The following is a 26,001-nucleotide window of genomic DNA, read 5'->3' as shown; positions in this document are numbered from 1 at the left end:
TGACCATATGACTCTGAAGACAATGAATAGCACTATTATACCGAGTATGATAATCATATTTAAATCCCCTTTGCTACGAAGTCTTCCCACTCTCGGTCAAAATCGATATCCATGTTGAATATGTCATTGATGTTATTGAGTTCGGTAAACAAATCGTCTTTGTATACATCCTTGGTCGACAACGTTTTCTGGATTTCTGTTATGTCGTTTTTGAGTGCAGAGAGGATGACTTCCGATTTATTGTTTGCTGCTTCAATGAGTTCATCCGCATGCATCGTGTAGCTGATGTGATGCTCATCGATGAGCCGCTTCAAGTTTTCTGTTTTTAATCCGTATTGCACATCGAATAAATCCGCTTTATGCAATAGGAGTGTGACTAGATTCGACACTAGGATGACCGCTAGCAACTCGATTCCTTCCATGGCAAATGAGGGGAGTCCAAGGCTTTTCTCCAACAACTCCAATCCAATGATGACGACTGTATTGGAAATCGTCAGCACGAGAAGCTTAACGATGCTATCTGCTTTCTCCGCCTTTGTAGCCTCTTTGCTGAAGAGGATTCGAATGCTATCGATGACCGCGAGCGCCAGATCTTTGACGATCATGAGCAGTCTGCGGACGGTATGCTTCACCAAACTTAATAAAATATCGAAAAAGGTTTTTACGAATTTCTTGATAGCGCTGTTGGAAATATTTTTGAACATGTTCTTCATGTTTGCAGCCACATAATTAATCGTTCGTTTGATGGCAAGCTCAAAGCTTTCCAAGAATTGATCAAGCGTATTTACACCCGCCTTGATGATCCGCCGTGTTTCATAGACGATAGGGGGGAGTGCGTAGTAGATCAGTTGTCCGACCACCATCTTCGATAAAGCACCAGCCACCTGTTTTGCGGAGTCTTGGCCCACTTGCTTGTAATCCACATGCTTTAATTTGAATTGGCTCTCTTTATTCTCAGCGGCAGTTATTGTCTTCTCCAATTGTTTCTTCACATCTTTGTTGACGGTTCCGTCTTTGTTCAGATAGCCGGTTTCCTCCAAAATCTGTCGGCTTTCAGCGGTTTTCGTCTCTTCCCACTTTTTCACGACGGCCGCTACATCGACTTCATTCGACTTCACATTGTTGGCACGTTCGTTTATATATTGGATATTGGAACGAGAATCATAGAACTTCTCTTTATTCTCATTGAAGGAGTCTTTCATATACCGTTCGTTCGCGGTTGCGCCTTTTCGGGGAATGATATGATCGCCCTGCAGTGAGTCCTTACGCACGGTAGCGCCAGTCAGTTCGTCTTCCATGAAATCAGAATCAGGATTAATCTGCGTCCGTTTATATTCTGTACGGTCATAATATTTTTTTCCGTCCTCACCATACATCGGTTCGTTGCCGGATCGTTTTTCATCGTAAACGAGTTTTGTATGTTTTTCATTTATTTCATCAATCCATTTAGTCGTCGTCGATTTCCACTGTTTGTTTCTGGAAGGATCATTATAGTTCATGACTGATTTTTTGTAGCCTTCATCTGTCAATAAAGGATTGTAATCATCTTCATATGAAAACGTCGAAATTCGTTGCCAAAGCTGATCGACTGTCAAATAGTAGTCACTCGTATTGAAGAAGCGTCTTACGAATTGGCCAAGCAGATCGTCCTTGCATGCAACAAAGAAGTTATAGCCAAGATCGTTGTTCAATTCATCTTTATACGTTTCATTGAGGTTATTGATCGTCTTCAAGTAGAAATTTCGGTGTTCAACGGCGAGCACGTTCCGCACTTCCAGCAACTCTGCTACATTCATAAGTTGCTCCCCCTATTGTCATTTTCTTCGATATTTGTCAGCTTGTCCCCTTGAATGGCCAACTCTTGCGCTTGACCTTTCAACAAAAAGTAATCTTCTTTTGTAGCCGATTGATTCATAAGATTGGTCAAAATTGGTGTGCTGTACACTTTTTCGGATAGTACGTAAAATAGGAAAGTGTTTTTCACGAATTGATAATGATGATGATATCGTGTATTTTGCAGCAGGCTTACATCCGTTTTTTCAAGAACTTGTGGGATGTTCCGATTCGAAATGAGGTGGTTCTTGACTTCTTCCGCTTCGAGAAAAGCATGGGCAAGTTCCAGTTCAGGCATGATTTTTGCTTCGATGACACCGTCAATGCCAGTAATCGTAGATACGTATATGTTGGCTACCTCTTCTTGAAGTTGGACTGTTTCATTTTCAATCCTTAAGTAATCCAACTGGGCATCCGCAGTGATTTTGTATTCGCCAATTTTTCCGATGATTGTTAGATTGGATTTGCGATTCTCTTTTTTCGTTCCGAAGAACCCTTTCTTAAATGATTGCTTGAATACGAAATCCTTGGACCAGTCTATATCACCGATGTATTGCTCTGCTTCCACGAATGCTTGTTGCGGAAGGTGAAATGATTGTTTTTCATGTTCCGCCTGATAGGTTTCACGCGGTTTTAATTGGCCGAACTGATTCAGGAATTGATGGAGTGAAGAAAGTCTTTTGGAGATTTTTCTATTCCTCACGTCATTTATGTTATGTATGACCCGATTGTATAGCGCAATGCTTTTGTTGAGTAGTTCAACTTTCGATTGGATATTTCGAACGTGCCTATCGTGCGTGTCCTTCATTTCCTCTACTAGTTCTCGGCGCTCCGTTTCCCCGGAGCTGTCCTGTACTTTTTTCGCAAGTTTATCGATTATGCTCATTGACTGTTCACTTCCTCGTAATAAATGAATACCTCATGCCTATTTAAATCCTTGCAAGCGACAATCAATCCATTTTCGACTAGAAATTCGAACCGATCATCTTTAGTAATAATGAAACGGTTTTCCTTCCCTTCTATTGTAAAAATGCTGTCATTCACTGACAGCTTCCGCGATATATCCTGAGCTGATGGCATTTCGTATGTTGGAAGTTCAATTTCTTTACTGAAATCGAATCCATTTGTACGTCTGATTTTCATATATAGAACAATTCCTATTACGAAGAGGATTGCTAAAGTGATTGCTATCCACATGATTTTCACCGCCTTTAGTACATATTACTATTCTACTAGTTATGAAGGGCCAGGACTACATTAAAATATTTCATCTTGCTGAACTTTGGCACATTTTCTGTATTATTGTGGTTGAAACCAATTTTCGTTCTGATCAGTGTTGGAAACTAGGCAGCAATACAATTCAGAGTACTTCAAAGTCGAATCGGTAGAGTATTTATTAATTGGATAAAGGATGAGGTGGTAAGAGCTAGCTGCATACGGCCTTGAAGAATTGGTGCCTGGCACTGCGTTCCTTAGCGTATTGTTTTAGGTAGTGTGTCATTTTATTTCCCCCTTTATCCTCTATATAAATGGGAGGGGTCAGAAAGGATACTGCGTGAAAAAATAACTTTGCGAAAACAATGAACAACCACCCATCCCACGAATCAGTCGTGAGAATGGATGGTTGTGTAGTTTTGTCTTTTATTCAGAAACAAAAATAAGGCGCACTTGTTGGAATATCTACGGGTTGCATGACTTCAATACCGTCTCCGAAAACCGTGACTCTGTTCGGTGTGGTTCGATATTCCACGGCACTTTACGATCTCTTGCAAAATATGCATGGCATTCATATTGCACCTTCATTGAATCGGTGTTGTTCCACTTTTCATCTACTCCGTATTCGCTTTCAATTAACTCGAAGGAATGCTGAATACGCTGTTCATCCAATTTACCATCCTCTTTTATAAAGGAGGGGAATTTCGGATAGATACTCAACGAGAGTACACCATTTCGTTCAATCCACTCGATCTTTTCAAAGTAATCGTCTTTACCAAACGTTGAATCATCACTTTCGAACCGTTTGTCTTCTGTCATTTTTTGTTTCACGCCTGCTGCATAACCAGTGCCCGTGGGATGTTGATTTATACTTTGGAAATGCTTTTCAATCCGTGCACCGTAATGGAATTTATTCTTTTCAAACTTTCCATTGACGACATTGAAAAATGCAGGTTGGAACATCATATCTACACTATAGAGAAGATGCATATCTCCAGTCTTCAAGTTCACACTTTCTTCGGCTGACACATTCCCTACATGCCCCGTAAACCCAGTGGACAGTACTAGCCCCGCTGATAGTACGCCTATGCACGCAATTCTTTTTATTTGCTTAATTCCTTTCATTCATCCATCCTTTACTATTTTCACTTGATAGTTGAAAGGCAAATTGAAACATGACGATCATATGCATATGAATGGAGCAGCCATTGGGCATTTGACACTGTGGTGAACTATTAACTATATATTACTATTGATATAATCGGGCTATGACAAGAGGGTGTGGTGATTACCATAATTCTTTATTAGAAGTCGTCACCGCGTAAGCGGAAGCATTGATAGCGTTGTCCACGTCTATCTGGGTGCGGATTAAGCCGCCGGCAATGATGGGGATCCCTGTTTCGTCATAGATTTCTTGAATGATTTCAGGAATTACACCAGGCAGGATTTCGATGTAGTCGGGTTTGATCTTTTGGCAAATCTTCAAGTTGTGGTTGAGGGCATGGCTATCTAATGCGAACAGGCGCTGTATTCCGATAATATTATGCTTTTTTGCATAGGCGATCACTTTGGATTTCGTTGAAATGATGCCGTCGACTTTGACGTTATGAATCAGGTATTCAAGCCCATATTCATCCACTTTCAATCCTTGAACAAGGTCTGCGTGGATCAGCACTTTCTTCTTATGTTGTTTGGCGTATTTGACAGTGCTTTCCAACTGAGAGAGGCGGGTCTCTAAAAAGATGATGAGTTCATGATCGGTCTTGAGCACGTCATCAAAATCTTTCATGTTGCGTACCGCGGGTATGATCCTTTTGCCCATATTATCACTCCTGGATAATTTTATATATGGTAGCTTTTAATTTATAAATACTACCTGCCTCTATCCTACCATATGGGGCTTGTCGACATGCCACTAGGAAGAAGGGTCTGGGATATTGTGCAGGAGTTTATGCATAAAGTGAATTGACAACGCTTTCAAAGAATTGTATACTGTCAATAAGTTAATAGCTAGTGATGAGATGATGAGACACATTGCTTTCCTCGGGGTTTTTACCGGGGAGGTTTAATGTGTCTTTTTTTCGTCCGCTATAACAATGTTCAATTGGGGGTGGCTTCATTATAAGGGCGATGGATCTACTAGTAGTTGACTATGTATTTGTCCATTGAAGCAGACGTATAGTTTAGAAGGAAGTCGAACGTTAAGCGGGAAAAACGAAAAAAGAGGGGGATATTATGAACAGATTCAAGAAACCGGTCGTATGGTTGGTCATATCGTTAGTATTGATTTTAATCGGAAGTGCGGCAGCCTCCCAGTTTAATAGTTCCGGGGGAGATGTCGATGTAAAACGCATTTATTTCGATACACCAAGAGGGGAGCTTTCCGGTCTATTATATAAACCTGAAGGAGCAGATCAGCAGCCGAGGCCGACCCTGATTGCGACACATGGGTACTTGAATTCGGGGGAAATGCAGGATGCGCAGGCAATCGAGATGTCCAAAAGAGGGTATGTTGTGTTGGCATTGGATCAGTATGATCATGGACACTCTACAGGAACGATGGAGAAACCAGTGCCGTTTTTCTCTTTCTGGCCTCATGCAATCTATGATGCCGTTCAGTATATGTATGATCAGGAGTATGTGCTGAAAGATGAAAGCGGAAATGGGCTAATTGCTGTTTCTGGCCATTCCATGGGCGGTTTTTCATCTACACACGCAGTCGTACTGGATGAAGCCGATTTCGCGGAATCCGGAGTGAGGAAAATCTTCACTTCCCTTACGATGGGTTCGGATTACCAATGGCTTAAAATGTTAGGGCTTAGTGAAGAGGATATTAACAAAGCCTATGGACCGAGGTTATCCGGTAAAGTTGCCGGACAATATGATGAATTCTTCTTTGATGCAGCCGCTGCGGGGGCTGGCAAACCAGTCGTGAAGAAGAACTATGTCGGAACGGAAGAAGGTCAAGGTTTCCTTGGCAATCCCGAGAATCCTGAAGCAGGAAAAGTATATGAAGTGGATGGCGGCAAAAGGGTGATTTATCAGCCGAATGAAACACATCCATGGAATCATTTTTCGAAGGAATCTACAGGGGATGCAATCGGATTTTATGATATGGCGTTTGCGGATTATAACGATCTTGTAAAAGTCGGCGAGACTGGTCAATCATGGATGTTTAAAGAGTACGCCTCCTTCATCGCGCTGATCGGATTCTTTATGCTTTTCATCCCAGTCATCCTACTGCTGGCTAAACTGCCTTTCTTCAAATCGATTTATACGACAAAAACAATTCCAATGAACGAACCGAAGACGGAAGCATCGAAGTTGATGAGATTTTTACTCATCGTCTTTGTCAGCCTATTCCCGGCGCTGTTCTTCTCGTCGCTCTATGGAGGAGACGTAACAGGCATGAGGTTGTTGCGACAAGTGAGCATGATCTTCATTGCCCTGTCAGCGATCGTCTATATTTATTCGTTGATGAAGAACAACAGCAAAAATACCAAAACAGGATCGCTTCTTGTGTTGGTGTTGAGCGTCGTTCAATATGTACTTTTGCGAAGTCAGGAAAAGTTCCTTGAAACAACGCCGTTTTTCGGAGCGCCTACGGTCAACCCGATTGTCTACTGGGCGCTGAATGTTGCGGTTGTCATGCTGATGGTGACAATTTGCTACCATTATGTTGCCAAGAAATCTGAAGGTGCTACAGTTGCGAATTATGGCGTGAAGGCGAACGTTAAAACGATTGCCGCTTCGCTTGCGGCAGCCATCCTGGCAGCTGCCATCGGTTTTGGCATTTTGTTTGCGGTAGACGCATTGTTCAAAGTGGATTTCAGACTATGGACAGTCGCAGTGAAGACGTTCGAAGTGCACCATTTCATCGCACTTCTGAAATACGCACCGCTATTCTTTGTTTATTATTTCATCGTAGGCATGTCGGTCAACGTGAACACAGCGGGGGAAAAATACGATGGTATAAAAGGCTATGCCATTTCAATCCTTCACTTCGTTGGCGGTTTGGCACTTTATCTCATCTATCAGTATGGATTGTTGTTCATAACGGGTACAGCAGGTTATCCGGGAGAATCCCTGTCTTCCATTATCGTAATCGGCCTTGTACCGATTTTGATGATTGCTGCCATCTTCAACCGGTATCTGTTCAAGGTTACGGGCAACGTCTATGTAGGCGCTTTTATCAACACGTTGGTAATGACGATGGTGACAATAGCTAATACAACGCTTTACACGATATTCTAAACCCTTTCGGAAGGAGCGAGGGACGTGGGGTCCCGAGCTCCTTTTATAGGCGTTACTTTTGCAACGGGCGGAGGTAAGTAGATTGGAACAATACATACTGTCCCTGGATCAGGGGACAACAAGTTCACGTGCGATCCTGTTTGATAAAAAAGGCAGGGTCGTTGAAACAGCACAGCAGGAGTTTGAACAATTCTTTACACAACCGGGATGGGTCGAACAAGATGCAAATGAAATATGGAATTCGATGCTCTCCTGTATAGCAGAAGTGCTGCGCAAGGCAGATGTGCTCCCTGGACAGATAGCAGGAATCGGCATTACGAACCAACGGGAAACGACAGTGGTCTGGGATAAGAATAGTGGCAATCCCGTCCATAAGGCAATTGTCTGGCAATCCAGACAGACTGAAGAAATTTGCGAGCAATTGCGAAGTGATGGATACAGTGAGCTGTTTACTGAAAAAACGGGACTGCTGATCGACCCTTACTTCTCAGGTACGAAAGTGAAGTGGATATTAGATCACGTCGAAGGGGCAAGGGAAAAAGCTGTTGCAGGTGATTTGCTATTCGGGACGATCGATACATGGTTAGTTTATAAATTGACGTGTGGCAGCACCCACGTCACGGATTATTCCAATGCTTCCCGCACGCTCATGTTTAATATTAAGGAATTAAAATGGGATGAAGAACTGTTGGATATATTGTCCGTCCCTGCAAGCATGCTGCCGGAAGTGAAATCTTCATCGGAAATCTACGGTTATGCGGAAGATTATCCATTTTCGGGTCATCGGATCCCGATTGCGGGTGTGATAGGCGATCAGCAAGCGGCATTATTCGGGCAAGCATGCTTTGAAAAAGGGATGGCTAAAACAACTTATGGCACAGGAAGTTTCATGTTGATGAACACAGGAGAAGATTGCGTCCGGTCCAAGCATGGTTTATTGACAACGATTGCATGGTCTGTTGATGGAAAAGTGACCTATGCACTTGAAGGCAGTAATTTTGTTGCCGGGTCTGCCGTCCAATGGCTCCGTGACGGATTACGCATGTTCAACCACGCCGCGGATAGTGAGTCGTATGCGTTAAACGTCAGTTCGTCCGAAGGTGTGTATGTTGTCCCCGCTTTTGTCGGCCTCGGAACGCCTTATTGGGACAGTGATGCCCGCGGTGCCGTATTCGGAGTGACACGGGGGACGAAAAAAGAACATTTCATCCGGGCGACGCTTGAATCATTGGCCTACCAGACGAGGGATGTGCTTGAAGTGATGGTTGCCGACTCGGGTATTGAACTGGGGTCGATCCGTGTTGACGGCGGGGCGGTTTCAAATAATTTCCTGATGCAATTTCAAAGCGATATTTTAAACGTACCTGTCGATCGCCCGATTGTTAAAGAAATCACTGCGCTTGGCGCTGCATTTTTAGCGGGTTTGGCTGTCGGATATTGGGCAGACCAACAGGAGATTTTGCAAAAATGGGAAGGAGAAACGACCTTTACAACTACGATTTCTGAAGAAGAACGGGAAGAGTTGTATGCAGGGTGGAAAAAAGCGGTTGCTGCTGCGAGGGCCTTTAAGTGAAGCGGTAATGCTTTGAAAATAGAGCGCTTCATGATATTCTATAGACAAGTTAATAAATTTGGTAGAGAACTCGAGAGACCACTTCACTCCATATTCCGTTCAGGAAATGGAGATGATTCGTGGTCTCTTTTTTTATTCACAAAATACGTACAGGAGTGGATGATCATGCGATTTTCAAATGCAAACAGGGCTGGATTAAAGAACGAACTGGAGGAACAGACATACGATGTACTCGTCATTGGGGGAGGCATTACAGGGGCGGGTATCGCATTGGACGCTGCAACGAGGGGCTTGAAAGTAGCTGTACTGGAGATGCAGGACTTTGCGGCAGGAACTTCGAGCAGGTCGACGAAACTTGTCCATGGAGGGTTGCGCTATTTGAAGCAGCTTGAAGTGAAAATGGTAGCCGAAGTCGGAAGAGAACGGGAAATCGTCTATCAAAACGGGCCCCATATCACAACGCCCGAATGGATGCTGCTGCCTTTTTACAAAGGAGGGACGTTTGGTCCATTCACAACAAATCTTGCGCTGCGGGTCTATGATTATCTGGCAGGTGTCAAAAAGAGTGAACGGAGAAAGATGTTGAAGCCGGATGCTGCTGCAGCTCATGAGCCTTTATTGAAAAAAGAAGGATTGAAAGGCGCTGGCTACTATGTTGAATACAAAACGGATGATGCGCGCTTAACGTTCGAAGTTATGAAGAAAGCCGTAGAGGAAGGCGCGGTTGCATTGAATTATATGAAGGTGGTGGATTTCATCTATGAAAATAAACAGGCAGTCGGTGTCAAAGTCGAAGATAGGATTGACGGTAAAGTGGTGGAAGTAAAGGCATCGACTATCGTCAATGCTGCCGGCCCGTGGGTAGATACGTTACGGGAGGTGGATCATTCAAAGAAAGGGAAATCACTTCAATTGACGAAGGGGATCCATCTTGTTTTCGATGGAAAAAAGTTCCCGTTGCAGCAGGCGATCTATTTTGACGGTCAGGATGGCCGGATGATTTTTGCGATTCCGAGAGAGGGGAAAACCTATGTCGGTACGACCGATACCGTCTACACAGGCGACATCGCCCATCCGGAAGTGACTGTGCAAGATAGCGACTATATATTACGGGCAATTGAATACATGTTCCCTTCTGTGAATATCGGACCGGAAGACGTAGAATCCAGTTGGGCGGGATTGCGGCCGTTAATCCACGAGGATGGAAAATCCCCGACTGAAATTTCAAGGAAAGATGAAATATTCGTCTCCGAGTCAGGCCTCATTTCGATCGCCGGCGGTAAATTGACCGGATACCGCAAAATGGCTGAACACGTAATGGATGTCGTTGTCAAACAATTGAATGAAACGCAAGGAAAGGATTACCCCGGCTCCCGGACGAAACATCTGCCGATTTCAGGGGGAGATGTCGGCGGTGCAAAAGGGTTCCATACATTCATCACCGAAAAAGTGGAGAAAGGAATGAAGCTCGGGTTGCCAAAAGAAATGGCTGAAAAACTGATCCATCGATACGGATCTAATGTCGATGCAGTTTTCTCCCATTACGAAAACGGGAAAAGTGCAGCAAAAGCAGAAAACATGGATCCCCTTGTCTACGCGCAACTGCGCTATTCGATTGACCACGAACTGATCTATAAACCATCTGACTTCTTCATCAGGCGGACAGGGGCTTTGTTCTTTGATATCCAATGGGTGCAAGCCCATAAAGAAGCCGTTTGCCAATTCCTGAAACGAGAGTTCAACTGGACAGAAGAGCAGGCAGGTCGGTATAGGGTGGAACTGGAGGATGCGGTTAGGGAGGCGGCTTTAGTTGGATGACTGATGTGTTTTATGGGTGCGGGTTTTTAGCTTTTGAATTTTGAACAAAATTGTCAAATATTAGACTTGAGTTATGGGCGGGTGGCTCTCTCGCAGACATAGCAGAAGTTTGACATTGAGAAAGGAAAGCGTGGGCAACGCTAGGAATGTAGGTCATTACGAATAGAAGTGAGTCCGCAACACAAAGATCGCGCGTGATTAAGAGAAGCAGACCGCCATGGAAGTGGGATATCCTTGACGGTCTGCTATTTCTATTTTCTCTGTTTTTCGCCCTAGGACGAAGCATTGATGATGATTAGTTTCGCCGAAATAGATGGTGGCAAACACCATGAAGATTGGTGACTGCACAGTCTTTTCTTTTAAGTCGCCGCTCTATATTTCAATCGTAAAGCTACGCCTATTCTGCTGCTCTCTTATATCTTTGTATATTGAATAAATAAGACGCTATAGAAAGTAGGAGTGCCGCCAAAAAGCTTGCCCAAATTGAAAAGAAGGAATGGAGTGAAAGCTGACTCATAATTCCTACGACAAAACCTATTGCAACGATTATAGCAGGGGCAGGTCCGGTGCGATGTTCCATAATCAATATGTACAGCACAGCTGGGATCAAAGCTGCGTACAGATTCCCGAAAAAGAAGAGCAAGGAAAGGGACATCGGTAAAGCAATCGAGACGATGACAAAAATGACAAGTGCCAGTATCCAAACAGAGAGGTGACGATAACCTGCTATTTTTTTATCTGTCATTGAATTTTCCAGCCATACGTTCTTGATTAATAGAGATGTCCAACCATGTAATTCACTGCTCGACGCTGTAAGCATTGCAATCAAGCAAAAGATCACAAAGATAATCATCAGGAAATAGGCATCCAGCGCTTGCAACATTGTTTGTATAAGCAGGTAGACAAAAGTGTCGGGTGCCTGTGCAAGGTTGAATTCAGTCAATTCACTACAATTGCATATATATAAATTCAGAGAGTTGTAGGCTTTGTATTTTATATTATTTCATGCATAACCATTCAAATTGGTTTAATTAACATGAATGTTTCTGGCACAGGCACCGACAAAATGATACATACGAGTGATAAAAAGAGGAACTGACACCTTCTCTGGCGAATTGATGTAAATGGGGAGGGGACAGAATGCATGATATAAAAAAACACTTGATTCGCTCGTTATTAATTTCTCAATCTATGATGGCGGAAGAAATTCCCGAAAAGGAAATTGGTTATTTTACTTACTTCACTAACTTTGGTGTAATTGTGGGCAAAAAGGTAGATGTGGAAAGCCTACCGTCTGAATCTAGTGAGATGCTTTATTCAGAACTTAAGCAAAGGAAGGAAAGAAAAGAAACTGTCAGTCTGTATCAAATTGCGGATGCGAATTTAGGGATTATGTTGAGAAATACAGAAGAAATTGCTTATAGTCCTGGAAATATGGATACTAAGGCAATCATACTTGAAGATGTTACTATTAAGTCGATAGATAACGAAGTATATAAAGTAACCACTTTTGTTTTATTCACCGATCAAGTAATAGGGTTAGTCCCTTGGAAATTAAATCAGAATTAAATGCTAATTAATGTATCAAATCGGGTGCCTGTGCAAGATTGAATTCATTCAAACACTGCAATTGCATACACATAACTTCAGAATGTTATAGGCGTTGTGTTTTATAGTATTTCATGCATAACCATTCAAATTGGTTGAATTAATGTGAATGTTTCTAGCACAGGCACCGTCACAAATACAGGTTCTTCTACACTACCAACTTTGTTAATTTTCGTTCCATGCTAATGATTTGTAAAAGGTTATCTTGTTCTTCACTAGTTAGATGCTCTTTTGCATTCATTTCATCGATATAGTTTTCGTATTCTTGAAGAAGTTGTTCATATTCTTGCTTTTGCCCTTCAAATATTTCCTTTTGGTTAAGAAAAGCATTTGCTTGAGCGAGCAACTTTTCCTCATATTCTCTAGAGGCTTTTTTATAACCATCTATCTTGCCTTCATGTTTGCCAGCATTATATATATGGCTAGTTACAGGGGTATCTTCTAAAAAGTCTTCACGTATTTTTTCTTTAATGCCATCAACCAAACCGTATGTCTGAACCTTATCTATCATGTCTCTTGTATTATAAAATGGAACAAAATTTTTCTTCATAAATCGTTTAAAACCCACAGTAGCTCACTCCTAAATGTTAGATTTTCCCTCGAATAAGTTCGTTGAAGCCGCCAAATACAAACTCATCTTTCACTTGTTGGATAAAGTCAATATCAGAGATCAATCGGTAAAATGTGACGGCAAGACCACCAAAATCTAGTTTTTTAACATCTCTACTTAGCCCTACATAGATGAGGTTGCTACTAGAAGCAATTAGATTCGAATAGCTTAGTATTTTCCTTGTTTTTACTTCGTATTGTGACCACGACGAATACTTGGTTGGGTCATAATACAAGCCATGTATAGTGGCAATCAAAGTGTTAATCAAAATCGACAGCGACGTTTGTTTACCTACTGTTGCGACGTTGCCCATATCTATCCCATATTCAGCTAGTTTTTGTGATAACTGAGGGGAAAAAGTACTAATAGCTGGTATCGGTAACCCTGCAGTCGAATACTGATCAGATTTTAAGTGGCTAGCATGTTTAAATAAAGCAATTTCTAAAGCTTTTTTTCCTTCTACCCCATCTTCAAGAAAGCGATCTTTGGTATAGGATAGGACTTTCAAGGTATCTGCTCTATTGCTAATTTTATCCCGTCGATGTGCATTAGCTGTTAGGCCAGTTTTAACATGAAACGATTGAAAATCCCATGTAGTAAGTGTGCTGGTTACAATATTGGAAAGACCAAAAATCCATCCAAGCAAAGGATCATGCCCAAGTGTTTTATGGCGATGGTTATGCCCGCTAAAGCCTAAATTAAAATCTTTTGAACCATAGATCGCATCATATGGGACAGGATTTGATTGGATTTCTTCAATAGTTGGCCAGTACCATTGATGCATCCGATTACTCGTTTCTTTCGGATGATTGCTCTTCACTTTTTTTGCTGCATCTTTGTCATTTAAACGTTCTTGAAATGGAGTCAACAAATATTGTCTAGCACATTGAAGGGCAGTAGCAAAGAATAAAAATTTCAAATCTACCCCATTTAGCCCAGTTTGGCTCTCAAATTCAAACGTTAATTCGCGCAAATATTTATCTGCTTGATTCGCCACACATGCCACTCGATTAGATTCTTCAGCAATTGTAGTGATGTTATTTAATGTGATGTCAGTATCCTTACTTAACGCCGTCCTCTTTTTTCTTAGTTCTTCTAAACTCACACTTCTTCCCCCCGGCCGTACTTCGTATTCAGTTCTATATTACCATGTTTCTTTCGACCTAGGGGATAGTAAATCGGGTGCCTGTGCAAGGTTGTATTCAGTCAATTCACTACAATTGCATATACATAAAACTGAGGTGTTGTAGTGGATGTGCTTGTATTTTTAAATTGCATATTCATACAAAATGGCTGAATGTACATGAATGTTTCTTGCACAGGCACCGACAAAATTATGACTCTCGAACTTAAAATGTCCATAATATTTGTTATTCATCATACACACTCCTCGTATTTTTATATTTCACCGTACTTGCAGAAGACCCATAAGCTTAGCGTTGTCTCCTCGATGCTTCCCCACCGTCAAACCGGTTCCACTCTAAAGCTGTAATGAGCAAGTCTTGTCCATGTATTTCATACTTCAAAACGTCTAAGCGAGCAAGTGTTTCTAAAGCAACCTTGACCTTCTCACTTGTCATTGAGTAGTGGACCTGTCTAGCAAATGCTCCTAAAGTTGTGAGCAACTGTCCCGGTTTAACGGTTATCGTTTCATTTTTCCAAACCCCTTCTTCTTCGCGATCATTCACACACACTAGCATCGTGATAAACGTCGATTTCTCTTCGTTTGTTGTCTCCCTCCACACCGGCTTGTCAATCAGTGATCCCTGCATGTTAATCCAACCTTGATTCATGTTCATCTTCCCCTTTCCATTGTGAACAGCCCTTTCAATCTTTATATAGATGGTGGTTAGCGAAAAGGATACATGGGAGCGAGAATATTTTTTATAATTTTTAAATCAGGGCCTGTGTACAGTGGAATTCAGTTGATTCACTCCAATTACATGTCCCTAAAACTTGTTTGTTGTAAACCGGAATCGTCAGGATTAGACTATAATTTTTATTTTATTCTAAAAAATTATACAATATAGTTCCGTTTTGCTTTAGTAGTGGTATAATGGGATGAGAAAGCAAATAAACATCAAAGGGGATATGGAAATGTACACGAATGCGATTATTTGGGGAGATTATCCGGAAACGGAAACGTTGATTGAAAATCTACGTGCACAAGCGACAGATCTAATTACGGTTGTAACAAATGAAAAGAGAACGCAGATGAATAAGTACGAAGGGGTTGTTTACATCACTTCCGATTTAGTTGCACATGGCCGTGACGAGAGCATTCAAGAAGTGCATTACAAATACGTACCACGACATGCTCGGGTTGATAACTTCGCATGGAAAATGATTCACACAAAACAATTCTCGCGTCAGTCGCTTACTTGAAATCGAGTGCCTCTGCATGGTTAAATTCAGTTAATTCCCTACAATAGCATATACATAAAACTGATTCGCTGTAGTTAGTGTGTTTGTTTTTATTGAGTGCATATTTATATGAATTGATAGGATTAACATGAATGTTTTTGACACATTACTCCCGCACCGCCGTGCAAGCCGTTTTTCATTTTATCGACTACTTGTTACAATTGTCAGAAGCCTATACGAAACAGCTATCAAACGAAATTCGGCCAATCATTCGAGAGGAGACGGAGCTAATGGAGCTATACAATAAGGAAAACGCTTCCCCGACAATTAAGAATGCCTTTGATCTGGAATGGGAAAAGGGTGTTCAGCAGGGCTTGGAGCAAGGCTTGGAACAAGGCGTGAAAAAAGTGGTCGTTGAAATGTTAAGAAAGAGAATGCCAACGGATTTAATAGCAGAAGTGACGCACTTGGAAAAAGAGGAAATTGAGAAAATGAGGGAAATGTTGCAGTGAAAGTTGTATCCTTGTGTAGTCTAGGAGAGCCAGGTTGTTTTAGAACTTGAATTTGTTCTAGAACCTGGCTTTTTTCATACGGCCGATCATTCGAGAGGAGACGGAGCTAATGGAGCACTACAATAAGGAAAACGCTTCCCTGACAATTAAAAATGCCTACATCTTTTTCACTCCGCTCAATTGGATAAGTTTGTTGTCATTTTAATTCGGGACTTTTTTGCGAACCTAAAGAATTATTTTTGGGGTACCAGTGTAAGGTTGAATTCAGTTAATCGGCTACAAACTAAAATTCATAATAATTGAATGTTGTAGTTGAGGTGTTTGTATATTTTGATTGCATATCCATACAAATTATCTTAATCGAATACCTGAGGACTTCATTCGTCCCACGCATCCGTTATATCCTTCATTTCAATCTTCACTTGAAAGCCTTCAAATGCCTGCAAAAGATGACCGACTTCAATCCATGTAAAGGGTTTGCCGTCAATGATAACGAGCGGTCCTTCGCTGTCGGTTTCATGATACGAAAGCACGCCTCTCAACTGATTGCCTTTGACAGAAGTGTATGGCATGCCGTTTGGAAACTGACCGGTTGCTACATAAGTCTCCGACAGACCTTGTTTGGTCTTTTCTTTGAGTCGGTCGAACAATGCATGTTGATCGGCCTGTAGCTCTCCATCCACTGCAAATTCATAGCCGTGCTCCCATCGTTCGCGAGCTGTTAAGACAATTGCGGTGCTCATGACTTGGCGTTCAACTTCGAAAATACGTTGAACCCCATTCACATCGTCCATCGAAAATATTTTAGGAAGGTTAGGGAGATCCACTTCGAATTCTTCCGCCATCATAGCATTATAGCAATCCATACAAAATGGCTGCCCATTAAACTGTACGCGCGACGGGCTGTTTCCACAAATTGTACATTTCATTCAAGTCACTCCGTTTTTTAGCTTCATTTTAGCACAAAGCGTTTGTTAAGAGACCGTCAAAAATCCTTCATCCCCGTACATTCATCGGCAAGTCATACACAATTGGTTTATCAAACAGCATAAACATCTCCTCAAAATACTTTTCCTCCACCAACTGATTCAGCACGCCTTTGAAATAGCCGGGCAAGTTGCGGATCGCTTTTTTCTTCGTGGCCATGACGGTGATCATGAGTGCACGGTAGGCCAATTCCTCGAAAATCTTGTGGTCATGCTGATAGATTTCAAATTTCAACATACGTGTGGATACGGATTTGTGGATGCCGAAAAATTCACGGGCTAGTTTCGTGTCTCCAATTGTGTTCGAAAGCAATTCTTTCATTCTACTGAACAGACTTGTGGATAACGTAGACGGTTCGAGCAGAGACGTGTTCTTAAGAACTTTATGGGTTAAAGAAGATTTAGGAAGAAGGGCTTCATCTGTCGAAAGTTCCTCGTTTTCCTTGCAGTCATGCGGTTTGTCCACTGTGTCCCGGTCGTTCATTCCCCCCTGGTCATCAAACGGCAAAATGATGTAAATATTTGCGCCAAGCCCGCTCATCACAGGGCGGATGAAGGGCACTTTTTCGATGATGCCGAGCGCTGTCAGTTTACGAATCGCCCGCCTAACCGTTGTGTTCGATTTGCCGATTGCGTCCTCGATCGTGCCGTGCTTTAAGTGTGCTGCGCCATATTTGACCGAATAACGACGGATGTTATCGAACACTTGCCGATCCGATTTCGTCAGCTCGTCCCAGTGGCGCTTCATATGCCGTTCAGCCGCCGCATCCATTTCTTCAATCGACTCGAATTTCGTGTATTGCGCTAAGTAGTGTGTCATGTGAATACCCCCTTTACCCTCTATATAGATGGGGGTGGTCGAAAGGGATACATGGTTGGGAGAATTTTAATGTTTCTTGCAAACGTATCGTCAAAATAATTAGATACTGAGTTTTTCCAATCTATCCTTTTTCTTGTCTATAATGTACTATTATAGTAGTACTAGAGAAAGCAGGAGATAAGACTTGAAGAAATTAATGATTGCGTTACTCGTAATGTTCTTGGTGTTTCCGATGTTCGGCAATAAACAAGCAGCGGCAAATGTCTTTAATGACGTTCCTGCAAATCACGTTTTTTCAAAAGAAATTAGTTTTTTATTGACTAAAGGCGTTATTTCCTCATCGGGACCCTTTGGTGTAAATGAACATGTTAACCGCGTAGAAGTAGCAGTAATGATTTCAAGAGCATTAGGATTGAACGGGGACAAGGTTACTACACCTTTTAAAGACGTCCCAAAAAGTTCCGAGTTCTCCGGGTATATCAATTCTGCTGTTCAGTCAGGAATCATTCAAGGGTATTCAGATGGAACATTTAGACCTAATGAAGCTGTAACGAGAGGGCAAATGGCTATTTTCATTGCAAGAGCATTCAAGCTAAGTGTAGAGTCACCTTTGGAATTTAAAGATGTTAACCCTAAGACCGCTTCTTACTCAGCGATTAAAAAAATTGTAAAGGCAAACATTACAACCGGTTATTCTGATAAGACTTTTCGTCCAAATGATCCATTAACAAGAGGTCAGATTTCGGCATTTATTGCAAGGGCCATGCAAAAATATCCCGACATTGGAATAGGCACCTATGTAATTCCCGGCATTAACTTTACGATGAGTCCAAGTCAGGTTGAAAAAGCTGAAACTGCAAAATTGCTTAACAAAGTGGTTGATGGAAACAAAACTTCACTGATTTATGAAGTAGAAAAATTTAAGTATAATGCCCACCTGACGTATTCCTTTATTGACGGGAAATTAACCTCGATCGTGTATGATCTCGATCCAGGAAAGAAATACAACCTGTCTTGGAATGAAATGATGTATTTACATGCAATTATTCATGGTAGGGCAGAAAAAGAATTAGGAACTCCAGATATCGTACAACCCATTAAAGAGACAAGTGTTGCTACATACTGGAATAAGGGGACATATTCGGTATTGCTCTCTCTCAAAAAAGATAAAACCCATACAGCTGTACAGCTAATTTACCGTGATATTGTTCCGTTCTAACGGAGAATAGGTGCCTGTGCCAGGTTGTTTTCATGCATATCCACTCGATTTTACTAAATTAACGTGAAAGTTTCTGGTGCAAGTACCGTCAAGAATTCAAGTATGATTGTGTATACCATTAAGTAGCTAGTTAAAGTTGTGTAAGGCCTTCTGCTTCTGCGGGAGGCCTTTTTATTGGTTTGTAAGCTCCTCACTTACTCGAAGAGAACTTTTGGGGCGAGGGTTGGTAAATATACCTGAAGTACCTTGTGAAATGACAGATTTTTGTAAACTTACTAGTATAGTACTTCCTCTATTAACAGTAAAGAACCAAGATCCAAAGGAGACAAGAGTTACAGGTAAACAGATAAAAGTTCGGAAAAAACTGAATTTAATAGACAAGCGTAGAATTAGTAGGTACAATATAGTCAGTTGGTAATAAAGGAGGTTGGAGGAAAATATGACTATAGCAGGAACTACTGTTAGATTCAAGGGAACCGTCTATAAACAGTTTGACAAAGAAATTCTGGTGACGCAACTGCGATTTGGGACTTTGCGTGCTTTCTTCCAAGTAGACCATGAAGTGCAACGGAAATTAGACCCTAGGCGTCGAGCTGAAATCCGTGATTTCATCCTCCGAAGTCTTGATACGAATGAATACTTCTACTTTTCACCGTTCATCTTCTCTGCAAGGGGGATGCTGCGAGAGGTAAATGGAGAATTTGAACTTGAGCCAGGGACGACTTTGTATATATCTGATGGACAGCACAGGTGTTCGGCTATGGCTGCTGCTGTGAATGTACTGGAGAATAGCAAGATCAAGCTGGAGGAAATGGGCAAGTACAAAGAGGCTGAAAGAATTGCAAGGCAGCTTAGTCAAATTGAAAACTATCCGGTCGCGCTTCAAATTTATTTGGATTTATCTCAAAAAGAGGAGAAGCAAATGTTCTCTGATTTGAATTCTGAGCGGAGGGAAATCCATCAGGGCATCGTCATGAAGTATGATCAGCGTGATGAATACATTGGTTTGACTCGGAATGTTGCGGACCAATTGCGGGATGTAATGGAAATTGAACTGGAACTATCCCGGCTCATGCTCGGAAATCCTGCACTCACTTCTTTGACGATTATGCGAAGATGCCTGGTCGCTCTCTTTGAAGGGAAGTTGACCATTATGTCAGGCGATTTAATCCTCCCGGAGAGCGAATTTGAAATGGAAGAGACAGCGATTCAGTTCTTTAAAAAGTTGCAACAGATTTTTCCGAAGCAAGCAGCTGATCGGAAGAAGTACGTCTCTGGGGTTAGTGGCATCCAAATCGCGCTTGCATTTACAGTCTTTCATTATGTGAGACAAGAGAAGAAGGGCTATACCGAAGCACTTCGGAAGCTTGATTGCTTGAAAAAGGTTTGTTCCTGGAAGCACGATGACCCGCTGTTTGCCCATATGTATGATGCGGAAGGAAAGCGGATAACGGGACATTCTAGCGGTACAGCCGTCAAAAGAACAGCTCTTCGCTTGATAGCGGCAATTGATAGAGAGGAGGCTAACTAAATGACAATCGAAAGCGTTTTCAATGCGAAACAAGCGCTGTTAACGTATTCAATCCCTGAGCTGATGGAGATGGAAACGGAGGGGCGGCTTGAAACGCGCACGACAAGGAAAGAAAATGTGCGGAAATTGCGTTCGTACATTACCGAGAATTATGCAACAGGGGATATTTACTTGCCTCCCTTGGTTGCGAGCTGTCAGGAAGGTGAGCTTGAAGGGAAACCGTCGCGACTTGTGGTAATTGACGGTAACCATCGACTGAAAGCGTTTTTACAGCTAGAGACATATATTTTGAAAGGGATGTCCAGTGTCAACGATGTGGAATATAGCGAGGCGATTAATCTGCAGCGCGTGCTCGATTCAATTGAAGTACCCTTTCAAATATTTGAAGGTTTGTCGACCGAAGAAGTGAATCAGCTGTACATCGATCACAACCGGAAGGGGAAGAAAGTTGGCTTGTCCAAACGAATTGCGTATGATTCCAGGGATCAGATTAACGTCGTTACAAACAGCTTGTTGAACGCGAATGAACAATTAAAAGAAGCAGGCGTGGAACAAGAAAAGAATGCAGTTATGCGTCCAGCAAACAAAAACCTGATGTCACTCGCTCAACTTCGGAGAATTGTTGAACTGTTCATAGCGGAAATTGAAACCGGACAAAAGACGAAAAGAGATGTTGATAGTATTAGTAAAGAGGAGAACTATATTGAACTTGTAAACAGTTGGTTTGAGGAATTGTTCATGCTGTATCCGGTAAAGGCGATTGGCAACTTCCATGAATCGATGCTTGCGAACTTTCCATTACTCTATGCAGTTGCAAGTTATGCAGTCGATTCCATTGGAGAGCTAGCATTCGAAGACCAAATAAAGACGGTGCAGCGTCGGATGCGGAATCTATCAACGATCAATTGGGAGAGGGACCAAGACGTTTGGACGCGTTTTGAGGGAGATGTAAAAGGCAGGGAGGCGTATTTTTACTTAGATCCTAGCAATAGCAATCGAAGGGCTTTAATTAATTGGCTGCAGCAAAAAGGGGGTGAGTGAGTTGGGGAATTTATAACGTAAGACATCCCAGGTGAGAGTTTGTCCGGCCAGACATGAAGATCTCACCTGAGAAGAGATTGGAGAAAACCAACCTATTGGTTAGTATACTCTTTTCACTTCAAAAAAGTAAGAAACAAAATTAGAAATTGGGGGATGAGACGTATATGAAGCTGAAGAAGTATCGATTAGATGAAGATGCGCTAGCATTAATACCGGAATTTAGGAACGGAAGACAGTTTACAAAAGTGCTCACCAGGAATGGTATGTTGTTGGTAGAGGAAAAGCAGGAAGAAATCTTGAACGCAACGCTACTATACTATGGCGCCAGCTTGCGTGGAGCAAGAGATGGTGCCCAATCGATACTTGGCAAAATTAAAAAAATGCCGATTATGGTGAATGAGACACTTGGACACTATTGGTTTCCGGTCATCTCTCCAGCAAAGCCCGTTTGTATATGGCTTGCCTTACACAACATACACAGCTACGAAGTAGTCGATAAAACGCATACAAAGGTATGGTTGATCGGGGGAAGTTTTATCATTGTACCAATTAGCAAGAAATCGCTTGAAGAGAAGATTCAACGTACATGCACACTTCGTTATGAGATTGAGACACGGACTGCTAGAGCAACGGAACAAATACGTGAACAACGTACAACATACGAAGTCAGTAAACATAGCGGACAGTTGAACTATACTTTCCAACAAGTAGAATCGGAGGAATACATGAATCGTTAAAGCCAAGCGGTTTGATAAAAATTTGAAGAACGAAGAGACGCCACGATGATTGATTACGTGGCGTCTCTTTTTTTGCTTTAGTTGGAGTGGGAATCTTGATGAACCTTGTTTTGGAGAATTTCTACGAACGAAACGAGTCGTAAAAAGTAAAGCTGCGTACAATGCTGTTCTATAGAAATGTGTATGTAAAGAGTGGGACGAATGAATAGGCCGCGACACAAAGAAAATACTTGGATTCAAGTTCTATTGTGCGACCAAACGTGTAGTATGCACGAGCCGTTCACCTATTCCTACTAGCGTAACTGCTCCAAACTGGAATTGGTTTTCCTTTCAAATGCACCTTATGATGAAGCCACCTAGGAATAGTTGAATCGTGCACGATTGGAAAGGTCAAGCAAGTGTTGAATTTTGAAGACGTGTTGGCACAATATGAGCCAATGATTACCGCGAATATCCGGCAATTGAACATTTATCGTGAACATGAACAGTACAGGCAAACAGGGAGGGTGGCACTGTGGCAGGCGTGGCGAAAGTTTGATAAGGAGAAAGGGAATTTCACACCTTATGCCTACCGGTCCATCCGTGGCGCAATGATGGATGAGATGATGAAGGAAAATCGATCGGAGGAGCGATTCATGCCGGCGGAAAATGAAAAGCTGACGTTATGGATTGAAGAGGGAGTATCCGAAGAAGAGGGGTGGGTTGATCGTCTAAGCCAGGCTGTTGAGCAGCTAGCCGAGGAAGAGAAGCAGTTGCTGAACTGGTTGTTTGTTGAGCGGGATACACAGGCGGATTGTGCCAAACGATTAGGCATTTCTGTAGCGGGTGTGAAGAAGAGGCGGCAACGGTTGTTGGAGAAATTGCGTGGGGTAATGGAGGGAGGGTCTGAATAAGGAACGAGGAGTATGAGAAAGGGGCAGAAACTTGGGAATGGTCCAGGGTTCTGCTTTTTTGGTGTAAGGTTGAAATCACAATTTACTACAATTGCATATAGATAAAATCAAAATGTAGCTTTACACCATTGGATTTTTATCTAAGAGCTGTTTCCTTGTAAGAGACTTACTTACTTAATTAAGTAGTTCGGTGTAAATTGAATTAGCGGTAATTATTGTAATAAAATATGTTATTCACTTAAACTAACGCAGCAGATTAGTTTAAGAAGTAGCTGAATTTTATAGCCGAATCTTGTTGTTTTTTAAGTGGTAATAAACGGTTATAATTGTTAAAAGGGGGAGTATTGATTTGGACAGATTAATTTACCTTGAATGGGTTTCGCCCTTTTTGAAGAAGGAGCTTTGAATTAATGTCAGAATATAATTTTGAGCCATTTTTAACTGAACTTAAAAAGTACTGCTATATGTTAGCGGGTACACCTTGGGATGGAGAAGACCTATTCCAGGATACTTTATTAAAACTATTGACTAATCACTCGAGTCTTTCTGTACATCCAAATCCTAAAGGATATATTTTTAAGACTGCAACGAATCAGTGGTACGACACAATTAGGAAAACAAAGCGTGAAATCATAGGAATTAACAACGAAGTTGAGTTGGGTACTGTTGATTATAGTCTGTTAGAATCCGTTGAAATTCTAATTTCTCTTTTACCGTTTAAACAAGCTACTACTCTATTGCTTAAAGAATATTTTGGATTTACTTCAAATGAGATTGCAAAGATGCTGGACATGACTCTAGGTGGAGTGAAAGCAGCGATTAGTAGAGGAAGAAATAATCTACAAAACTTAGAAGATTCGCAACGGACCAATGAAGAACCTTCTCTAAACCTTCTGAATCGAATGTTGAATGGTCTGAAACGAAATGATTTCAAATGTGTTGTATCTACATACCATCTTTTAGTTTCCAGAGGAATAAAGATCAATAAATCAGATGACCATTTTATATTTGAATTGTTAGACCCGGATAATAACCGTTTTTGGGTTAAAGAAAAAATCTAAAGAGTGGCCGTATCTTTTTTTGTTTTTCATCCGTTATTTAAGTAGGAGGTGATTTAATGAAATCTGTTAAGAGGATAGATGCTGTATTTGTTCCTGTTACCAATCTGGAAAGTTCGGAAAATTGGTATTTGAACACTTTCCCCTTTAAAGTGGTCTACCGAAGCAGCGATGGACAATATGTAGGTTTTCGTTTTAGCGATGACGGGGGGACTAAAACAGCTTTAACCCTTTATAAAGTTGGGAAAATGCCTGAACGGAATCACATTGCATTCAACTTTTATTGTGATGATGTTGACGGATACCATAATTATTTATCCAAACATAATTACAGAGTAAGCGAAATTCACGGAGGAGACGGTATGCGCTTTTTTGATCTGTACGATCCTGATGGAAATGGTTTGGGCATTGTAACTTTCTAAGAGGAATTTTAAAGAACTTAATCTAGGGGTGTATATAATGAGTACATTTATTCACAGAGTAGGGACTACATACTTACCTGTATCAGATCCTGAAAAGTCGTCAAAATGGTATCAAGAAAAACTTGGTGCAGTTGAAAATTTTCGAAATGAAGATAAGGCAATTTTAGATTTTGCAGATCAGAGCTTCTTCCTTGTAAGAGCTAGTTCAGGAGAGATTGCGAGATTTTCAGATGTCCACGGGAAGGAACATTTTACAATGACTTTCGAAGTGGATGGATTTAAACGTTTAATCGAATTCTATAATGCCCTTGAAGCACAGGGAGTCCGTGTCGGTGTAATTGAAGACCGTGGACATGCTGGGAACAATTTTGTTTTTTATGATTTAGATGGAAATTTGTTTGACGTATGGAGCGAACTAAGTCCATCCTTTAAGGAACTGCGTGGAATAAATCAATAAGAAAATTGGTGTTAGAGCGTTAATTCCTATCGAATTAACGCTCTTCTTGCTGAATTGTTTCACTATAGAGAAGGCAATTGAATGAATTGGGGACTCAATCAATAGTATTTACCTATTTTAAAAAACATGTGAAATTGTACTTGACCTTCGACTAACTCGAACCTTTAGAATGAATTTGGTAGAACATACCGAAACTATTAACAAAAAGGGGATGGAGCAGATGACTTTCCGTTGGGACGGCGGATTTATTATGGTATCTTGGGACAAATTTGAAGAGGGGATTGAATGGTATACCAAACATATGGGATGGACTTGTTTAGACAGTGTTGTTACACCTGTCGGAAAAAAGGCTTTCCTCAAAATGCCTAGATTAGGTGTGGTGACATTGAAGTCCTTTGAAGGGGAATTTGAACATTTAAAATCTGAAGGTGATTTTGAAGGACATACAAGAGTAGGATTTGAAGTGACGAATCTTGAGGATGCCCTTTCCTATTTTGAAAAGGAGGGAATCAAGATTTCAAATATGGTTACCTTACCTACTGGACAAGTTAGTTTTGATATCCATTCTTTTGATAACGCAAGGATTACAGCGGTACACAATAGATCTTTGGAAGGGCAATTCCCTGAAGCTAGAGTAACAGGTTTTGGCGATGTTAATGTAAGAATAGGTGTAAAAGATATCAATAAAGCTGTCGCTTGGTATCGTGAGAATCTTGGGGTTAAAGTAGTAGAACAAAATGACAATTATGCCCACTTACAAGTAGAGGATGCATATGATTGGATGCAGCTGTCTCAAGTGTTTTACGACAATATATGGTTGGAAAAGATTGAAGGTATAACTTTCGAAAAAGCAAACCCTTCTGTTCGGAATTACTTTGACGTCAGACCAGTGTTATTTCATGAAACCTACAATCAACTTAAGGATAATGGTTTGAATCCATCCGAAGTTGCTGGTAATCCCCATAATGGCTGGGCAGGTTTTCATTTCTTTGATTTAGATGGAAACCGCATAAATGTTTGGTCTTATCCTGCATAACAGCAAAAGGGAGT

Annotated in this window: 26 protein-coding genes; 15 read left to right on the top strand and 11 right to left on the bottom strand. The window is 41.5% G+C overall.

Going from position 1 to position 26,001, the window contains the following annotated elements:
- Positions 1 to 59: 59 nt before the first annotated feature.
- The 5 genes from NRI27_RS15180 to NRI27_RS15160 all read right to left on the bottom strand — a co-directional run bounded on the left by NRI27_RS15180 (position 60) and on the right by NRI27_RS15160 (position 4,870).
- The gene (locus tag NRI27_RS15180; RefSeq protein ID WP_371391492.1) at positions 60 to 1,796 is read right to left on the bottom strand and encodes a hypothetical protein; all 1,737 of its coding nucleotides are present in this window, start codon (positions 1,794 to 1,796) and stop codon (positions 60 to 62) included.
- On the bottom strand, positions 1,793 to 2,719 hold the full coding sequence (locus NRI27_RS15175) for a hypothetical protein (RefSeq protein ID WP_371391491.1): 927 nt from the start codon (positions 2,717 to 2,719) through the stop codon (positions 1,793 to 1,795). Before NRI27_RS15175 ends, NRI27_RS15180 begins: the two co-directional genes overlap by 4 nt.
- A complete protein-coding gene (locus NRI27_RS15170; RefSeq protein WP_371391490.1) occupies positions 2,716 to 3,030 on the bottom strand; it encodes a hypothetical protein in 315 nt (104 codons plus the stop codon). Before NRI27_RS15170 ends, NRI27_RS15175 begins: the two co-directional genes overlap by 4 nt.
- Positions 3,031 to 3,513: 483 nt before the next feature.
- Positions 3,514 to 4,173, bottom strand: a complete 660-nt coding sequence (locus NRI27_RS15165) for a DUF2599 domain-containing protein (RefSeq protein ID WP_371391489.1) — start codon at positions 4,171 to 4,173, stop codon at positions 3,514 to 3,516.
- A gap of 163 nt (positions 4,174 to 4,336) precedes the next feature.
- On the bottom strand, positions 4,337 to 4,870 hold the full coding sequence (locus NRI27_RS15160) for a glycerol-3-phosphate responsive antiterminator (RefSeq protein ID WP_371391488.1): 534 nt from the start codon (positions 4,868 to 4,870) through the stop codon (positions 4,337 to 4,339).
- A 413-nt stretch (positions 4,871 to 5,283) separates the two neighbouring features.
- Here NRI27_RS15160 and NRI27_RS15155 point away from each other — a divergent pair, with 413 nt between their 5' ends.
- The 3 genes from NRI27_RS15155 (at position 5,284) to NRI27_RS15145 (ending at position 10,693) form a co-directional block, all read left to right on the top strand.
- On the top strand, positions 5,284 to 7,302 hold the full coding sequence (locus tag NRI27_RS15155) for an alpha/beta fold hydrolase (protein WP_371391487.1): 2,019 nt from the start codon (positions 5,284 to 5,286) through the stop codon (positions 7,300 to 7,302).
- 82 nt (positions 7,303 to 7,384) lie between these two features.
- Positions 7,385 to 8,875 carry a glycerol kinase GlpK gene (gene glpK, locus NRI27_RS15150; RefSeq protein ID WP_371391486.1) on the top strand — a complete coding sequence of 497 codons (1,491 nt, stop codon included), beginning with the start codon at positions 7,385 to 7,387 and terminating at the stop codon, positions 8,873 to 8,875.
- A gap of 165 nt (positions 8,876 to 9,040) precedes the next feature.
- Positions 9,041 to 10,693 carry a glycerol-3-phosphate dehydrogenase/oxidase gene (locus NRI27_RS15145; RefSeq protein ID WP_371391485.1) on the top strand — a complete coding sequence of 551 codons (1,653 nt, stop codon included), beginning with the start codon at positions 9,041 to 9,043 and terminating at the stop codon, positions 10,691 to 10,693.
- Positions 10,694 to 11,090: 397 nt separating this feature from the next.
- Here the strand turns inward: NRI27_RS15145 and NRI27_RS15140 are convergent, their stop codons facing one another.
- Positions 11,091 to 11,546 carry a hypothetical protein gene (locus NRI27_RS15140; RefSeq protein WP_371391484.1) on the bottom strand — a complete coding sequence of 152 codons (456 nt, stop codon included), beginning with the start codon at positions 11,544 to 11,546 and terminating at the stop codon, positions 11,091 to 11,093.
- A 287-nt stretch (positions 11,547 to 11,833) separates the two neighbouring features.
- Between NRI27_RS15140 and NRI27_RS15135 the strand changes: the two genes are divergently transcribed.
- Positions 11,834 to 12,262, top strand: coding sequence for a hypothetical protein (locus tag NRI27_RS15135; protein WP_371391483.1), 429 nt, complete (start codon positions 11,834 to 11,836; stop codon positions 12,260 to 12,262).
- Between the two features lie 187 nt (positions 12,263 to 12,449).
- Here the strand turns inward: NRI27_RS15135 and NRI27_RS15130 are convergent, their stop codons facing one another.
- The 3 genes from NRI27_RS15130 to NRI27_RS15120 form a co-directional block, all read right to left on the bottom strand.
- Positions 12,450 to 12,869 carry a hypothetical protein gene (locus NRI27_RS15130; RefSeq protein WP_371391482.1) on the bottom strand — a complete coding sequence of 140 codons (420 nt, stop codon included), beginning with the start codon at positions 12,867 to 12,869 and terminating at the stop codon, positions 12,450 to 12,452.
- Positions 12,870 to 12,888: 19 nt separating this feature from the next.
- A complete protein-coding gene (locus tag NRI27_RS15125; RefSeq protein ID WP_371391481.1) occupies positions 12,889 to 14,016 on the bottom strand; it encodes a hypothetical protein in 1,128 nt (375 codons plus the stop codon).
- A 328-nt stretch (positions 14,017 to 14,344) separates the two neighbouring features.
- The gene (locus NRI27_RS15120) at positions 14,345 to 14,704 is read right to left on the bottom strand and encodes a hypothetical protein (RefSeq protein ID WP_371391480.1); all 360 of its coding nucleotides are present in this window, start codon (positions 14,702 to 14,704) and stop codon (positions 14,345 to 14,347) included.
- Between the two features lie 268 nt (positions 14,705 to 14,972).
- On the opposite strand from NRI27_RS15120, the gene NRI27_RS15115 reads away from it, so the two are divergent.
- Together NRI27_RS15115 and NRI27_RS15110 are read left to right on the top strand one after the other, a co-directional pair.
- Positions 14,973 to 15,296, top strand: a complete 324-nt coding sequence (locus tag NRI27_RS15115) for a hypothetical protein (RefSeq protein WP_371391479.1) — start codon at positions 14,973 to 14,975, stop codon at positions 15,294 to 15,296.
- 131 nt (positions 15,297 to 15,427) lie between these two features.
- Positions 15,428 to 15,787, top strand: a complete 360-nt coding sequence (locus tag NRI27_RS15110; RefSeq protein ID WP_371391478.1) for a hypothetical protein — start codon at positions 15,428 to 15,430, stop codon at positions 15,785 to 15,787.
- 377 nt (positions 15,788 to 16,164) lie between these two features.
- Here NRI27_RS15110 and NRI27_RS15105 read toward each other — a convergent pair whose 3' ends face one another.
- Positions 16,165 to 16,716: a DUF7686 domain-containing protein gene (locus NRI27_RS15105; RefSeq protein WP_371391477.1), complete on the bottom strand. Its 552-nt coding sequence runs from the start codon at positions 16,714 to 16,716 to the stop codon at positions 16,165 to 16,167.
- 67 nt (positions 16,717 to 16,783) lie between these two features.
- Positions 16,784 to 17,593 carry a hypothetical protein gene (locus NRI27_RS15100; RefSeq protein ID WP_371391476.1) on the bottom strand — a complete coding sequence of 270 codons (810 nt, stop codon included), beginning with the start codon at positions 17,591 to 17,593 and terminating at the stop codon, positions 16,784 to 16,786.
- A gap of 184 nt (positions 17,594 to 17,777) precedes the next feature.
- Between NRI27_RS15100 and NRI27_RS15095 the strand changes: the two genes are divergently transcribed.
- The 9 genes from NRI27_RS15095 (at position 17,778) to NRI27_RS15055 (ending at position 25,987) form a co-directional block, all read left to right on the top strand.
- Positions 17,778 to 18,812, top strand: a complete 1,035-nt coding sequence (locus NRI27_RS15095) for an S-layer homology domain-containing protein (RefSeq protein ID WP_371391475.1) — start codon at positions 17,778 to 17,780, stop codon at positions 18,810 to 18,812.
- A 439-nt stretch (positions 18,813 to 19,251) separates the two neighbouring features.
- Positions 19,252 to 20,343 (top strand): DNA sulfur modification protein DndB, encoded by a 1,092-nt coding sequence (locus tag NRI27_RS15090; RefSeq protein WP_371391474.1) that lies wholly within the window; start codon positions 19,252 to 19,254, stop codon positions 20,341 to 20,343.
- Positions 20,344 to 21,384, top strand: a complete 1,041-nt coding sequence (locus tag NRI27_RS15085) for a DNA sulfur modification protein DndB (RefSeq protein WP_371391473.1) — start codon at positions 20,344 to 20,346, stop codon at positions 21,382 to 21,384.
- 164 nt (positions 21,385 to 21,548) lie between these two features.
- Entirely contained in the window at positions 21,549 to 22,121 is a 573-nt protein-coding gene (locus NRI27_RS15080) for a competence protein ComK (RefSeq protein ID WP_371391472.1), read from the top strand.
- Between the two features lie 398 nt (positions 22,122 to 22,519).
- Positions 22,520 to 23,014, top strand: coding sequence for a sigma-70 family RNA polymerase sigma factor (locus NRI27_RS15075; protein WP_371391471.1), 495 nt, complete (start codon positions 22,520 to 22,522; stop codon positions 23,012 to 23,014).
- Between the two features lie 410 nt (positions 23,015 to 23,424).
- Entirely contained in the window at positions 23,425 to 24,075 is a 651-nt protein-coding gene (locus NRI27_RS15070; RefSeq protein WP_371391470.1) for an RNA polymerase sigma factor, read from the top strand.
- 56 nt (positions 24,076 to 24,131) lie between these two features.
- Positions 24,132 to 24,494 (top strand): VOC family protein, encoded by a 363-nt coding sequence (locus NRI27_RS15065; protein ID WP_371391469.1) that lies wholly within the window; start codon positions 24,132 to 24,134, stop codon positions 24,492 to 24,494.
- A 37-nt stretch (positions 24,495 to 24,531) separates the two neighbouring features.
- Entirely contained in the window at positions 24,532 to 24,951 is a 420-nt protein-coding gene (locus tag NRI27_RS15060; RefSeq protein ID WP_371391468.1) for a VOC family protein, read from the top strand.
- A 220-nt stretch (positions 24,952 to 25,171) separates the two neighbouring features.
- Complete coding sequence (locus NRI27_RS15055) at positions 25,172 to 25,987, top strand: VOC family protein (RefSeq protein WP_371391467.1); 816 nt, start codon at positions 25,172 to 25,174, stop codon at positions 25,985 to 25,987.
- The last annotated feature ends 14 nt before the right edge of the window (positions 25,988 to 26,001 follow it).

It is taken from the genome of Sporosarcina sp. OR05 (assembly GCF_041414805.1).
Lineage (GTDB): Bacteria > Bacillota > Bacilli > Bacillales_A > Planococcaceae > Sporosarcina > Sporosarcina saromensis.
Note: the sequence above shows the minus strand (reverse complement) of the source record. Positions and strands in the feature narration are given on the sequence as shown.